The 13,877-nt window shown below is 42.4% G+C and carries 12 protein-coding genes; 8 read left to right on the top strand and 4 right to left on the bottom strand.

The window, feature by feature from the left end; translation table 11 throughout:
- Window positions 1-19: 19 nt before the first annotated feature.
- Both ACMZOO_RS08470 and ACMZOO_RS08465 read right to left on the bottom strand, forming a co-directional pair.
- Window positions 20-1,195 (bottom strand): ABC transporter substrate-binding protein, encoded by a 1,176-nt coding sequence (locus ACMZOO_RS08470; RefSeq protein ID WP_440906252.1) that lies wholly within the window; start codon window positions 1,193-1,195, stop codon window positions 20-22.
- Between the two features lie 104 nt (window positions 1,196-1,299).
- Window positions 1,300-2,016 (bottom strand): outer membrane protein OmpK, encoded by a 717-nt coding sequence (locus tag ACMZOO_RS08465; protein WP_440906251.1) that lies wholly within the window; start codon window positions 2,014-2,016, stop codon window positions 1,300-1,302.
- A gap of 272 nt (window positions 2,017-2,288) precedes the next feature.
- Here ACMZOO_RS08465 and ACMZOO_RS08460 point away from each other — a divergent pair, with 272 nt between their 5' ends.
- The 6 genes from ACMZOO_RS08460 (at window position 2,289) to ACMZOO_RS08435 (ending at window position 8,121) form a co-directional block, all read left to right on the top strand.
- A complete protein-coding gene (locus ACMZOO_RS08460) occupies window positions 2,289-2,687 on the top strand; it encodes a nuclear transport factor 2 family protein (protein WP_440906250.1) in 399 nt (132 codons plus the stop codon).
- 155 nt (window positions 2,688-2,842) lie between these two features.
- Complete coding sequence (locus tag ACMZOO_RS08455) at window positions 2,843-3,343, top strand: putative 4-hydroxy-4-methyl-2-oxoglutarate aldolase (RefSeq protein WP_440906249.1); 501 nt, start codon at window positions 2,843-2,845, stop codon at window positions 3,341-3,343.
- A complete protein-coding gene (locus ACMZOO_RS08450) occupies window positions 3,344-4,549 on the top strand; it encodes an amidase family protein (RefSeq protein WP_440906248.1) in 1,206 nt (401 codons plus the stop codon).
- Window position 4,550: 1 nt separating this feature from the next.
- Window positions 4,551-6,128: a gamma-glutamyltransferase family protein gene (locus tag ACMZOO_RS08445; protein ID WP_440906247.1), complete on the top strand. Its 1,578-nt coding sequence runs from the start codon at window positions 4,551-4,553 to the stop codon at window positions 6,126-6,128.
- A gap of 31 nt (window positions 6,129-6,159) precedes the next feature.
- Window positions 6,160-6,972 carry a sulfite exporter TauE/SafE family protein gene (locus tag ACMZOO_RS08440; protein ID WP_440906246.1) on the top strand — a complete coding sequence of 271 codons (813 nt, stop codon included), beginning with the start codon at window positions 6,160-6,162 and terminating at the stop codon, window positions 6,970-6,972.
- An 84-nt stretch (window positions 6,973-7,056) separates the two neighbouring features.
- Entirely contained in the window at window positions 7,057-8,121 is a 1,065-nt protein-coding gene (locus ACMZOO_RS08435) for a peptidase M42 (RefSeq protein WP_440906245.1), read from the top strand.
- A gap of 88 nt (window positions 8,122-8,209) precedes the next feature.
- Here ACMZOO_RS08435 and ACMZOO_RS08430 read toward each other — a convergent pair whose 3' ends face one another.
- Window positions 8,210-8,890: a phosphoglycolate phosphatase gene (locus ACMZOO_RS08430; RefSeq protein ID WP_440906243.1), complete on the bottom strand. Its 681-nt coding sequence runs from the start codon at window positions 8,888-8,890 to the stop codon at window positions 8,210-8,212.
- Window positions 8,891-9,028: 138 nt separating this feature from the next.
- Between ACMZOO_RS08430 and ACMZOO_RS08425 the strand changes: the two genes are divergently transcribed.
- Together ACMZOO_RS08425 and ACMZOO_RS08420 are read left to right on the top strand one after the other, a co-directional pair.
- On the top strand, window positions 9,029-10,342 hold the full coding sequence (locus ACMZOO_RS08425; RefSeq protein WP_440906293.1) for a hypothetical protein: 1,314 nt from the start codon (window positions 9,029-9,031) through the stop codon (window positions 10,340-10,342).
- 344 nt (window positions 10,343-10,686) lie between these two features.
- Window positions 10,687-11,883 (top strand): IS4 family transposase, encoded by a 1,197-nt coding sequence (locus ACMZOO_RS08420; protein WP_440903923.1) that lies wholly within the window; start codon window positions 10,687-10,689, stop codon window positions 11,881-11,883.
- Between the two features lie 651 nt (window positions 11,884-12,534).
- Here the strand turns inward: ACMZOO_RS08420 and ACMZOO_RS08415 are convergent.
- Window positions 12,535-13,863 (bottom strand): DUF1552 domain-containing protein, encoded by a 1,329-nt coding sequence (locus tag ACMZOO_RS08415; protein WP_440906241.1) that lies wholly within the window; start codon window positions 13,861-13,863, stop codon window positions 12,535-12,537.
- Window positions 13,864-13,877 lie beyond the last annotated feature (14 nt).

The following is a 13,877-nucleotide window of genomic DNA, read 5'->3' as shown; positions in this document are numbered from 1 at the left end:
TAGTTATTAAAACCAAGTACTACTTGATAGGAACGATTTTGTTATCAACGAACTGAGTAAACACATAGTCGTTCGGTCCAAGCGCATCATGTTCATCTTTTGTGAAAGGGAATTGGTAGGTTTTAATTAACCCTTCATAGTTGTCGATTTGGTAAAACGCATTGCGCACTTTTTTACCTTTAGTGCTACCGGCTTTGCTTATCGCTAATGCAGTTAAGTGCATAGCATCATAGGCGTTAGAGATACCAACTGCTGGGGTTACATCGGCAATGGTTTTAATTTCAGGGTATTTGTTTTTCAGTGCGTTCCAGACTTGTTCCCCTTTAGGTGAGTTTTCATCGGTAAAGGTGTAAGTTTGAATGAAGTGAACTTTATGTGCATTGGCACCGGCAAGTTCACCAAAACGCCCACCAGCTGGACCCCAATGCGAAACAATTGGCACATCCCATCCCATGCGATCAAGCGACTTAACCACTTGGGCTGACGGCGCAACATTGGCCACCATTAACAATACGTCCGTGCCCTGATTTTTTAAGCGAGTTAATTGAGGTACAACGTCTAGATCACTCGATTCGATGCGCTCAATACCGGTATAAGCAATACCGCGTTTTTTCAGTGCTTTTTTAAAGCCAATTTCGTTAGACTCACCCCAAGGATTATTAATTAAAATCATCCCAGGTTTGCGCATTTGATAATTGTTTATCGCGTAGTTAACTAAGGCTTCATCTACCAACTCATCTACCGCAGAAACCCTAAACACATAATTGTCTTTGGCACCGTTGCGAGTAATTGGCGTACCAGCTGCCCAAGCTCCAATAAAAGGAACTTTTAATGAGTTGACCAATGGCACTATCGCCAGTGACACAGGTGTGTCTAACCCACCAAATAATGCGGCGACTTTTTCTTTTTGAATTAATTCTCTAGCTGCTAGCAATCCTTTTGATGGATTGCTCTCGTCGTCACGGCGAATTAATTCTAACGGTCGACCTAACACCCCTCCGTTGGCATTTATTTCGTCTATTGCAACGGAAATACCACGAGTAATAGCTTCACCAGATTTTGCTGATTGGCCAGATAAGGCAGCAACTAAGCCTATTTTGATCGTTTCTTGTGCACAGGCGCTAAAGCTAAGTGCGCCAAAAGTTACGGCTGTTGCAATTGTTTTGAATGATTTTTTCACAAAAAATTTAAGCATTTGGTTCTCCATCTGCTAGCAATGAATTTATATTCTGTTAGCTCATCAAGCAACTATAGTGCCATGCATGCTGAGCGGTAAATACGTGATTTAACTTAACTGGATTAAAAGTGCCATTTCACCAATAAGCCGGGATTGCGTTCATTAACGTCTTTTTTGCCGAATTTATTTGTCCAATACGCATATTCAATACCGACATATAACTGGCTAGATATGCCCAACAAAGGGCTAATGTTCCACTTTAATTGCGAGGTAAAGTTCATTTCTGCTTCGCGGCCTTCTGACGAAGTTGAGTAGTCTAAAAAGCCATCCCATAAAAATTCTTGGCCAGCAATTGTGCTCGGTAGTGCCCAAGTCAAAGTAACTTGCTCGTCGTCTTGCCATTTATCATTGTTTGCTTTGTAAAGACTGACGTTAAAGTATTTAAAGCCTGGTACTTTTAAGCCCATGCTGACACCGTATAAGAAGTTGTCGAAGGTATCGCCGCCCTCCCAAGTTGACGTCAAGTAAACATCCTTAACTGGCCCAAAACTCAGGTCTGCACCGGATAGATAAGATAGGCTCAAGCGCGGAGATAGTTCAAAGTAGTTACTGACAGTGCCATCTGAAAACATTAAGTGATCGCTAAAGAAAAAATTATCTCCCCAATTGTGTCCACTCGCGTGTTCAACGGTTAACACTTCACGGGAATTGTCGCCTACCTGGTATTTGTCGGCTTGAATGTAGCTTAAGCGGTAGCTACTCCATTTCATTTCTGCGAATGCACTTGTACTAAATAACAGAGCACTACCAATAGCTGTTGCTAGGAGTTTGTTTTTCATAATTATCTTCCAAAAATAATGTGTCTATAAAATTAACTCGTGAAGTAATTGCACAGCCTTCGTTGACTTGCAGTAGTTGTAACCGCCGTTGGTAGTTTCACTTGTTATCTCAGATCACTGCAAAATTTACATTTTAATATTGCTAGCAATCTGATTTAATGTGCTAGCATTATTTGTGCCTGTTTTATTTTTGGCATGTTTTAAGCTTTTATTTTGCTAGCAAAATGAGCAACTCAATTATGAGTACACTTAATAAATTGGAGTATTTTTTGATGAATAAACTCGAAACAGCAGAAAAAATTGTCAGTGATTTCTTAGACGCCTCAATGAAACCTGATCCTGTGTTAGCGGCGACTTTTATGAGCGACGATGTAAAAATTACCTTTACCGGCAAACGCAAAATGGCCAATGCACAAGCCATCACTAGTTTTAATTCATCTCGGTATAAATGGGTGAAAAAGTCAATTGAATCATATCACTGTGTTGATATTGGTGACGCAGTTGTCGTTTACTCTAATGGTACTTTATACGGTGAATGGCCAGACGGGAGAAGTTTTTCAGGCAATAGATATCTAGATAGATTTGAAGTGAAAGACGGCATAATTGTGCGCATGGATGTATGGAATGATAGTGCCGAGTGGATACTCGAACCAAGTATTAATCAAGCTTGAACAGAACAAGCGTGTTAATTGCTAAAACAACAGAGCAGTTTTCTAATTTTGTTAGCAAGTATTGCCTTGTTTTGGGGAAACTGCACTTAGATAAATCACCAAATTGGTGCTAGCAATATTGCTAGCAATTTATCCGTTAACTATTGAGGGTATTTATGAAAGACTTCTCGACACCAGATCTATTTGATGAAAATCAGCAAATAGTCAAAGTAATGAGTTATGGATTACAGCACTATGGCAACAAACGCATGTTCGCTGGGCAAGTGACTACTGTAAATTGCCCTGACGACAATTCCTATGTGTTAAAGATACTTGAGCAAGAGGGTTTAGGCAAAGTTTTACTGATAAACGCTTTTGCTTCGAAAAAATTTGCATTTTTGGGAGACCAACTGGCCGAGTTGGCAATTAAAAATAACTGGCAAGGCATAGTTGTTAACGGCTGTGTACGTGATGTTGAACTGCTGCGAAATATGCCACTGGGTATTTTAGCTTTGGGGCAAGTACCAGCTTCAACCAACAAGCGCGGTTTGGGTGAACTAGATCGCCCAGTTGAAATGTTAGATGTTGTGGTTAAGCCGGGTGACTGGCTCTATGCCGATGAGAATGGTGTGCTGGTGAGTGCAAACTCACTTATGTACAGTAATGGGAGCCTATAAATGTTACAGCAAGAGTACATTGGAATTTTTTGTCAGCAGGGGCCCAAACATTGGCAATACACCAATAATGGTGTTTTAGCTGGTAACACTTTAGCGGTTAAAGATTTATTCAAGCTAGAGGGGTATAAAAACTCCGCCGGCAATCCGGTTTGGTACACAAGCCACCAAGAGGCAAATACAACAGCCACTGCGCTTGAACAATTAATGCAAGCAGGCTGCGTATTTTCTGGTTTTACTCATACGGATGAAATTGCCTATAGCTTAGAGGGCAACAATATTCATTATGGCTGTGCGGATAATCCCAAATTACCAGGGCATGTTTGTGGTGGTTCAAGCATGGGCAGTGCAGCAGCTGTTGCTCGGCAACTGGCTGATATTGGGTTAGGCACAGACACAGGTGGCTCAATTCGCATTCCTGCCAGTTACTGCGGGCTTTATGGCATCAGGACTTCGCATAATTTAGTCTCACGCCAAGGTTTGATTGGTTTAGCACCAGAATTTGATACTGTCGGTTGGCTGTGTAATCAGGCTAGCTTGTTGAAAAAGGTCGGTGAAGTCTTGTTGCCCAAGCGACCTATTCAGCAGGTGGATACACTGTTAGTTTGTTATGAACTAATCAATTTGGTCGATGAGCAATTTAAATCGCATTTAATTGATAATTTGCAGCAGGTAACTGCGCACTTCGCTAAGGTTGTGCCGCTGGAGTTGCCAAAAAATATAATTGAGCAAGCTGCCAATGCCTTCAGAGTTTTACAAGGCAGAGCAATAGTTAAAGAGCACCAAGCTTGGATTGACTCAAGCAAACCTAGTTTTGCCGCTAACATTCAGCACAGACTTGAATTAGCAAGCAGCTACACGGCAGAAGATGAAAGCTTAGCGCGGCATGTTCAACAAGGACTGCGCAAATATTTAGCCCCGCAGCTTAAAAGCGGTCGCCAAGCTTTGTATTTACCCACGTCCCCGACCTATGCGCCTAAAATTGGCACAAATGATGAAAAAGTTCGGGCGCAAACACTAAAGCTGACTTGTCTTGCAGGTCTTAGCGGCAGTTGCCAAGTTCACCTACCGTTAAATGTTCGCCAGCCAAGTCATCAAGGCAAATTTATTCCTTATGGCTTTTCGCTACTGATGGGTCATGGCCATGACTTAACTTTGCTAAATTTGGTTGAAAGTATTAGCGCAAGTATGCAGTGGGAGCAGTATTAGTATGAAATCCAAGGTTAAAAATATTGCCTTCACTGCGCCGCACTGGGCTGCGACCGAAGCGGGTATGGAAATACTCGAATTAGGCGGAACTGCAGTTGAAGCTATGGTGGCGGCGGCAGCTGTTATCTCTGTTGTCTATCCGCATATGAATTCACTTGGTGGTGATGGTTTTTGGTTGATTGATGATCCTCTTGCCGGCCAACCCATAGGCATTGATGCTTGCGGTAAAAGCGCAGGCAATTTAGCAGCGATCAGCTCGGATACCAGCATAGCGCAGCGAGGTGGCAAAAGTGTTTTAACTCAAGCTGCTACTGTTAGAGGTTGGGCGTTAGCACTTAAGCAAGATAAATCGGCAAAACTTCCGCTTAGCCGAATTTTAGCGCGGGCGATAGATTGGGCCAACAAAGGTTTTAGCGTAACTGAAAGTTTGCAGGCCGCGGCATTAAAGCTCTCGCAAGTGCCAGAGCGAAATCAATCTTTTAAAAATTTATACGAAGCGGATGGCCGTCTATTACAGCTTGGTCAAAGCTTTAAAAATCCGCAGTTGGCTGATGCCTTCACTTTGATGGCAAAACACGGATTAGATTGTTTTTATCAAGGTGAGTTGGCGGAATGTATAGTTAAAAGCTTACAGGCTGCTGGTAGCCCATTAACGCTAAAAGACATGCAGCACACCCAAGCTACTTTGGTTAACCCTTTGTCTGTTGAGTTAAAAATTGCTCGATTATTTAATTTACCCGCACCGACCCAAGGCGTGCATTCGTTACAAATTTTGGCTGTAGTTGAACAGTTACAAGAGCAATTGCACAGTGAGTTAGATTGGCTGCATGCGATTGTTGAAGCAAGTAAACAGAGTTTTAATTTTAGAGACAAGATTTGGGCAGACCCGAGTGAATTGGCTCAAATATATCAGCAGGCTTTATCTAATCAGCTGATTAACCAGATGGCACAGAATATTGCTTTACACCAAGCTCAATCTTGGCCATTTGTATGTGAGCCTGGTGATACTGTGTGGATGGGCGCAACAGATGCACAAGGGCAAATGGTCAGTTTTATCCAAAGTATTTATTGGGAATTTGGCAGTGGTGTGGCCATTTCAGATGCCGGCTTTGTTTGGAACAATCGTGGTTGTAGTTTTAATTTAGATCCTCAGCACATCAATTGTTTGCAGCCAAATAAAAAACCAGCGCACACATTAAATCCAGCTTTAGCAAAGTTTGCCGATGGACGCCGCATGGTATACGGCAGCATGGGCGGAGAAGGCCAACCACAAACTCAAGCCGCGATATTCAGCCGCTATGCTTGGCGTGGCTGTAACTTAGCGGATGCAATCAGCCAACCTAGATGGTTATTAGGCAGAACTTGGGGCGAACAATCTAGCAATCTTAAAATAGAACAACCCTTGGCCGCTCAATTGGCTGATGGTTTATCTGAGCGCAAACACGATTGGCAAGCTGTGAGTGAAAATAACGAAATGATGGGTCATGCCGGCGCAATAGTAGCATTTGCTGATCAAGCCGCTGTGTTGGCTGCGACAGATCCACGAAGTGACGGTTTGGCTCTAAGTAAACAAGTTTAATTATTTATTGGAATATCTACAGGAAATTTAAATGAGCGAGTTAATGCAATCACTCGATATTTTATTGGCTTTAATCGCCACTGGTGTTTTTGCCGGCTTGTTGGCCGGATTGTTTGGTGTTGGTGGCGGTATCATCATAGTGCCGATTTTGTATTTTTTATTGCAAGGCTTTGATGTTGGCACCGACTCAGCTATGGCCATTGCTATGGCGACGTCGCTGGCGACTATAGTACCAACGTCTATTTCATCAATTCGAGCACATTACAAAAAGGGCAATATAGATGTGCAGATCTTAAAATTGTGGTCTGGTTTTATTGTGGTTTTTGCCATTGTTGGCAGTGTGTTGGCAAGTTACACTCAAGGGCAAATTTTAACTGTGATGTTTGCTTGTATCGCTTTAGCTGTTGCACTCAACATGCTACTGCGCGCTAATGCCCCAGCACCTTTTCCAACTTTGCCTAATCGTTTTATTCAGTCAATATTAGCCAGTGTGGTCGGTGGTTTTTCGGTAATGATAGGTATCGGCGGCGGAACCATAGGTGTGCCTTTGTTAACTTTGTTTAACGTACAAGCGCACAAAGCGGTTGGCACGGCTGCTGTTTTTGGTTTGCTCATTGCCCTTCCTGGGGTTGTTACTCTGGCTAGTTTAGGGGTAACACCTGCAGATGCGCCTATTGGCAACATAGGCTTAATTAGTCTACCTGCGTTTTTGCTCTTGATCCCACTGACGATTATATTTGCCCCTATAGGAGCGAAATTGGGTGGTAAGCTTAGCTCTGCACAATTGAAGCGCGCTTTTGCAGTTTTATTGATTTTTATTAGCCTACGCATGCTGTTGCAATAAACTTAGGCTAAGCTGAAAAAACAATTGTAATTACAGCTAAAAAGCGTATAAGGCAGTTAACTTTTGACTGCCGAGGTTGCCCATATGAACCTACATTTTGCCGATTTTATTGACCTGTTAAAGATACTTGTTCGCGAACCTTGTGTGGTCGGTTCTGAACATGCGTTTTACCGCGTTTTACAACGCGAATTAGAAAGCCGTGGTGCCAAAGTAACTTGGTACGAAGGCTTGTTAGTTGCACAAGGCAATAAGCCGCAATCCGGTTACTTTTCTGCGCATATCGACCGTCATGGTTTGGTGTGTACAGGTCCAAATGAGTTCCAATTTGCCGCCTTTGTCGCTGGCAGTCGTTCAGACTTGTTAGGCAACTCAGTATCTGAAGCTTTAGTTAAAAAAGTTGCTGGGCGTTTTACCCAAACACCTGTGTATGCATATGAACCTTGGTCAGGCGCGTACCGCGGCGCTGGGGTGATCAAAGGCAGTTATACTTGCGAACACAGAAATAACTTAATTTTTGAAGTTGAAGGATTAGAGCACTTAGTTGCCGGTACACCTGTGGCGTTTTCAGACAAATTAGCAATTAATGAAAACTACCTATCTGCTCAGCTAGATAACGTTATTTCCGCAGCTGTATTGGTGCATTTATTCAGCTTAGGTTTTCAAGGTACGGTATTTTTTACTGCGCAAGAAGAAGCAGGTAAAAGTTGGCGCTATTTGCTTGAGTGGTTCCGTCGTTTCGGCGCGCAGAATAATCAGTTATATGTGGTTGATACTTCGCCATTTCCAGATAGAACCACAGCAGATGAACAACAACTGGTTTTACGGAATAAAGATGCCAACGCTGAATTTGCCAAAGGCGCAACTGAAAGAGTTGCAACTATTTGTAGTGAGCTGGGCATTAGCGTTATTTTTAAAGACGAATACGTGCGTTTGAAAAACGAAGAAGCGGCGCAAGTGGGTGGTGAGCAGCAATCCTATGGTAGTACTGAGCTTGGACGTATTATCAGTGCGTCAAACGGCAAGGTAACCGGCACGACTATCCAAATCCCAACAACTGGTTATCACACCATGGAAGAAACCGCGTCTATATCTTCAGTGAAAGATTTTATCCGCGTATTGATGGCCTTGTGTCGCAGTGACAATGTTTAGCTAAACCAAGATCAAATTAGCTCGCACTTTTGCGAGCTAATCTCATTCGTTATCTTGGGTTCTGGTTAGTGATATAAGTGATATCAACTTATTTGTTGTTTATCAGCAGCTTCGCAATATCGGCAAAATCATCAAACACCCAATCTGGTTGGTGTTTATTAATATCTTCACCATAGTTATACCCATAGGTCAGACCAATACTCTGCATATTAGCTGCTTTCGCAGCCAGAATATCATTGTGTGAATCGCCAATCATTAAAGTGTTTGCCACTGCAACATTGAGCTGCTGGCACATATACAATAGTGGTTGCGGTGAGGGTTTTTTCTCCGGCAAACTATCACCACCTAGGCTTGCACAAAAGAACTCGGCAATTTGTAATTTGTCTAAAATTGGCTGAATAAACTTTTCTGGTTTATTGGTGACAATAGCTAGAGTAAAACCAGCTTCTTTAAGTAGCTGAAGCGTTTCAGCAACGCCAGCATACAACTTTGAATACACACAAACGTCTTGTTGATAATGTTTTAAGAACAAGCCCAATGCATCGTTTGCAAGCGCACTGTCTAATTCTGGATCTATTTGTTGGCTGCCGGATAAGGCGCGTTCAATTAATACTTTTGCGCCATTGCCAACCCAAGTGCGAATTTGTTGTTCGTCAAAAGTGTCGCGTTGTAATACTGCGAGCGTTTTGTTTACTGCCGCGGCTAGGTCGGGGGCACTATCGACTAAAGTACCATCCAAGTCGAATAATAAGGTATTAATTTTTTGCATTCGCCAATTCTTGTTTGCTGGAAATAACAGCATTTTACCACGAGTATCAAATTAATAATTTACCTATTGATCTTTTGTTTAGATATTAAATGATGTAAATTGATTGAATGTGATTATAAATGGTTTTGTGTGAAGCGTATGCAATTTGTTCGTATATTTTTTGTAACTATTAGTTTGTTGGCTAGTTTTGTTGTTCAGGCCGAAATCGGCCAAGTATTTCCGTCTGAAAAGAAGGTGATTACAGATCCAGTAACAGGCGTCAAACTGGCTTTTTTAACCACCCAAGCAAAGGGTGATTCGAAAATTTATCCAACTCATCCACAGTGGACTGCTGATGGCAATTGGTTGGTATTTCGCTCTGGCCGTGTTGCTGGCGAAGCTATGGCGGTGAATGAGCAAGATGGCCGCATAGTACAAATTACCCAAGGTGGTTATTTTGGTATGTTAGTCAATGCCCGTCAGGCTATGAAGTTATATGTGATGCGTGATGCTACATCTGCTGCGAATAAACAGCCGAGATATGGCAATAATGATGCTGATAAACAAATTGTTGAAGTAGATTTAGCTAAGTTGTTTGCCGATGTGAATAAACAGCAAGTAAAAAACGAAAGTGTTTATCAGCGCATTGTCGGCACTGTACCTGCGAGTATGGGCGCGGGTGGTGACATGGCGTTAGATGCAAAAGAGGATTTAATTTATTTTCGCATTGGCCGCGAAGAAGCTGCCAAACATTTACCTGCAGGCACTAAAGTGAGTGATACTTTTGGTCTGCGCAATATGGGCGCTGGGCCAACAGGTATTGCCAGTATGAATGTTAAAACCGGTGAAATTGATATTGTCACAGTAGTGCCATTTCAAGCTGGGCATATTCAAACTAACCCTTGGGTTTCACGCGAGTTAGTTTTTAGTTGGGAAACCGGCGGTAAATCACCACAACGTATGTGGACAGTTAAAGTGGGTGAAGAGGCGCGCCCTTTATTCCCAGAAGCAGATTATGACTGGGTAACTCACGAAGCCATTATTACCAAAGATGAAGTTGCATTTGCGTTGATGGGGCATAGAGACGTTGGTACTAATGACGGTTGGGGGCCTTCTGGCACTCGCGAAAAACCAACGGGTTTAGGCATTGTTAATTTGCGCACTAATGAAATGCATATTGTTGGCCAACCGAAACAGGGCAGTGGTGTTTGGCATGTGCATGGTTCACCGAATGGTCGTTGGGCTGTAGGTGATGATTTTGCACGTGATTTGTATTTGTATGACCGCAAAACTGGCGAGCAGATGTTGTTAACTTCTGGGCATAAAACCACAGCGCGTGACCATGTGCATCCTACTTTTAGTGCCGACAGCAAAAAAATTCAAATTCAGTCGGCTATGTTGTCGGAAGATAATCGCAGCTTAAATATTTGTATTGTCTATTTACCTGAGTGGCTAACGGATAGAGTTAAATAGCTGTCAGCGCAGTGCAACTAAGCCCATTTGAAGCATAATTTTCTAAAAACGCTGTTCGCCAGTCCCTGGCCGCTCACAAAAGATATCCATATCTTTTGAAGTTTTAGAAAATCAGCATTCAAACAGGCTCCAATCTGGCAATGTCGTCGTTGTCATTTTTGTAGCCTGCTTGCTTTGAAGTTAAAGTGAGCTGGTGCTTGGAGTTTGTGCAATCAAGCCTATTTGAAGCCTGAGCTATCCCCAGAAATTATTTATATAAAACAAAGGAATGAGAGTTATTTGGGGAACTTTCATAGTGCTTGGTGATCTGATCAATTGCGAAAAATCACAAATCATTGAGCACCATGAAAGCAAAATCTATTTTGAATAAAACATTGACTCTTGTCACGCCAAATATGCACGGACATAGAAGAAATGCCTTAGTTGTAGCGGTGCAAAGTTTAATTTCAGGCTCTGCGGCAACGGTAACTTCACTTGGTCGAGGTTTAGCATCTAACTCTAAAGAAAAACACAAGATAAAGCGTGCAGACCGATTACTATCAAACAAAACCTTACACACTGAGACGTTTTCTGTGTATCAAGCTTTAGCCAATTTTACCGTCGGTAATTGCAAGAGACCAATTATCTTAGTTGATTGGTCTGATTTAGACGAATATCGCCGACATTTTTTAATACGTGCCACACTTGCTTCGCATGGCAGAGGGTTATGTGTTTATGAAGAAGTTCATGACGCGAAAACTAAAGAAAAGCGTAACACCCACACCAAGTTTTTATTTAAATTGGCTGAACTACTGCCCCTAGATTGCAAACCAATAATCGTTACTGATGCTGGGTTTAAAGCGCCATGGTTTCGTAGTGTGCTCACAATGGGATGGGATTTCGTTGGGCGAGCTCGTATTCCTAATTTGTATGCAACAGGTGTTGATAACTGGCAATGTGTCAGCACATTGCATGCAAAAGCAACATCTTGTCCTAAATCATTTTCAGTGCAAATGCCTAGGTATGACCCACTACACTGCCAGCTTGTCGTTTATAAACAAGATAATAAAGGCCGACACTCGTACAATCGTCGAGGTCAACTGCTAAGAACCACAACCGCAATGAATAATCGCCGCTCAGCGAGAGAGCCTTGGGTACTAGCAACTTCGTTACCTCAAGGTAATCAATTAGCCAAGCGGGTGGTAAAAATATACAGAATGCGGATGCAAATTGAAGAGGGATTTAGGGATATGAAAAGTCGACGTTTTGGATTGGGTTTTGAATACAATAAAACGACTCACCTAAAAAGGTTATCCATTCTAATCTTTCTAACCACGCTGGCGCACTGGGTATTGATGATTTTTGGAATGATGGCAAAACTCGAAAATAAGCACCGGCAATACCAAGCTAATTCTATAAAAAGTGACACTGTCTTATCTCTGGCTTTTATTGGCCGAAGAGTAGCAGCCGATCAGCGATTTGTTTTTAAAATTAGAAGTTGCCTGCTTGCTATCCGGCAACTTCAAATTTGTAGTGACGGTGTTGGTTATGAGCTGCTTTAAATTTCTGGGGATCGCTCAGATTTGAAGCGTAATTTTCTAAAAACGCTTTTTCGAAATACATGCAAATCTTGAGTAGGCTATTCATCCATGAAGGTCAGGCCCTGTCGCCTTCCGTGGCTCCACCTCATCAAACTGCGAAGCGGTGCTTCGGTTTTGATTCGCCCATATCTTTTGAAGTTTTAGAAAATCAGCATTCAAACAGGCTTCAATCAGGCAATGTAGTCGCTGCTGTTTTTATAGCGATAAATGAGTTTGATTGGGGATTACCAGCCTGTTTGCCCCGAAGTTAAAGTGAGTTGGTGCTTGGCGAGTGTGCATTCAAGTAGGCTTTAATCTAGCATTTGTATCGCTAATCTTCCTACCGCGATAAAAATGTTAATAAGGTGAAGGGGCGTGATTCGAGCAAAACTTCAGAAGATAGGGATATCTTCTGCGAGCGGCTCAAGGATGAGTTTAAAGCGTTTTTGTGAGAATTACCCCATTCACCTTATGTTTAAGTGACCGTTTGGAGTGAAGCGATTGAAGTCTCAAATTCATCATCGACTAGGTACTAGCTATCAAAACAAAAAAAGCCGCTTATTTTTCAATAGGCGGCTTTAAAAAACAAACTATGCTGAGTTTTCACTCAGCTTAGCTCTGCGCAAGAATGAACTAAACTTGGAAGCCGTTTATACCCCCAAAGCTATTGCCATAATTCCCCCAACCTAAACCAAAGGCGTTAGATATATCCCAATACAAATTCGACATACCCGCGCCGCCAGCATCAATTGCATTGCCAGTGCGAATAGCACCGCCTGCGCCGCCAGCAACATAAATACCTGGGTTTTCCATTTGGTGATTGCCACCACCCACTTCAGACATGACTAAAATTAACGTATTGTCGAGTAAGGTGCCGCCATAAGCGTTGTCAGGGCGTGCTGCAAGTTCGTCCATCAGTTGGCTTACCATCAAGTTGAACCACAAGGTTTGAGTATTAAATAAATCAGACTCATTATGTGAACTTACATGACTTCGAGTGTGATCCCACGTAAGTTTTGGCTCGATGCCGTATTCGCCCATTAAATGCCTAATCGATTCAAAATTAATTTTTACCGATTCATCCTGAGCCCCCATAAACTGGAAGGTCGCAGTACGGGTTACATTTGCTTCAAACGCCATAGCTATATTACGCATTTGTGCTTGAGCAATTAATTCAGCATCCGCATCGTTACCTGTCATACCTATGTTTGGACGAGAGTACGTACCATTGCCTACATTCAAACTATTATTGAGCAAGTTTTGGTAATAATTTAATGCTTCTTCGTGCTGCATTAATTTACCTTGCTGTTTCACATTCAAGTTGTTTGCTTGAAGCAAGTCTAAGTTTTCATGCAATGACTCTAATACACGACGACGGCGCAAAGTTTCTGGTGGCACATCGTCAGGATCGCCTGTTACAACATCTGCTAATAAGTTGTCGTAAATTAACTGTGGATTATCGCCAACGTTGATCTTGGTGCCATTTTTATCAGTAAACGGCATGTAATCGACCCCAAGAACTTTCGAAGAAAAACAGCCAACGTGCATATTATTGGTTAGTTGACCACCTAAACTTTCTCCAATGCTGACGTCAAAGGTGGTTGCACCTTGCATACCACCTGAAAATACACCTTTACAAGCTTCTGGGTGGCCAGTGCTACCACCATGGCCAGCTAAGGTTAAGTTTTTAATGGGTAACATTTTGTCCCAATGTTTGCCAAGAGGCGCCAGCGGGCTGGTATCAAAGCTATTAGCATTCAGCGGCCCAGTAGTATAACTATGCCACTTATCTCGCACACAGCCATTTGGATAAAACACCATGATAAAACGCTTAGCGTCACCCGCAGCCGCGAAGGCTTTGGATGAAAAAGCAAATTGGCTTGCAAAAGCGGTCGTAAGACCAGCTTTTGCCATAGTGCGTAAAAAATCACGGCGTTGCATTTTGTTTTTTAAGATATTCATATTCATCTACCTCA

It is taken from the genome of Catenovulum sp. SX2 (genome assembly GCF_052056295.1).
GTDB lineage: Bacteria > Pseudomonadota > Gammaproteobacteria > Enterobacterales > Alteromonadaceae > Catenovulum.
The sequence above is the reverse complement of the archived record's forward strand: the minus strand, read 5'-3'. Positions and strand labels throughout refer to the sequence as shown.

Coding starts and splice junctions, on each gene's coding strand:
- ACMZOO_RS08435 (WP_440906245.1), top strand. CDS start 7,057: ATGAACCTACATTTTGCCGATTTTATTGACCTGTTAAAGATACTTGTT.
- ACMZOO_RS08430 (WP_440906243.1), bottom strand. CDS start 8,890: ATGCAAAAAATTAATACCTTATTATTCGACTTGGATGGTACTTTAGTC.
- ACMZOO_RS08415 (WP_440906241.1), bottom strand. CDS start 13,863: ATGAATATCTTAAAAAACAAAATGCAACGCCGTGATTTTTTACGCACT.
- ACMZOO_RS08445 (WP_440906247.1), top strand. CDS start 4,551: ATGAAATCCAAGGTTAAAAATATTGCCTTCACTGCGCCGCACTGGGCT.
- ACMZOO_RS08465 (WP_440906251.1), bottom strand. CDS start 2,016: ATGAAAAACAAACTCCTAGCAACAGCTATTGGTAGTGCTCTGTTATTT.
- ACMZOO_RS08440 (WP_440906246.1), top strand. CDS start 6,160: ATGAGCGAGTTAATGCAATCACTCGATATTTTATTGGCTTTAATCGCC.
- ACMZOO_RS08450 (WP_440906248.1), top strand. CDS start 3,344: ATGTTACAGCAAGAGTACATTGGAATTTTTTGTCAGCAGGGGCCCAAA.
- ACMZOO_RS08455 (WP_440906249.1), top strand. CDS start 2,843: ATGAAAGACTTCTCGACACCAGATCTATTTGATGAAAATCAGCAAATA.
- ACMZOO_RS08425 (WP_440906293.1), top strand. CDS start 9,029: ATGCAATTTGTTCGTATATTTTTTGTAACTATTAGTTTGTTGGCTAGT.
- ACMZOO_RS08470 (WP_440906252.1), bottom strand. CDS start 1,195: ATGCTTAAATTTTTTGTGAAAAAATCATTCAAAACAATTGCAACAGCC.
- ACMZOO_RS08420 (WP_440903923.1), top strand. CDS start 10,687: ATGAAAGCAAAATCTATTTTGAATAAAACATTGACTCTTGTCACGCCA.
- ACMZOO_RS08460 (WP_440906250.1), top strand. CDS start 2,289: ATGAATAAACTCGAAACAGCAGAAAAAATTGTCAGTGATTTCTTAGAC.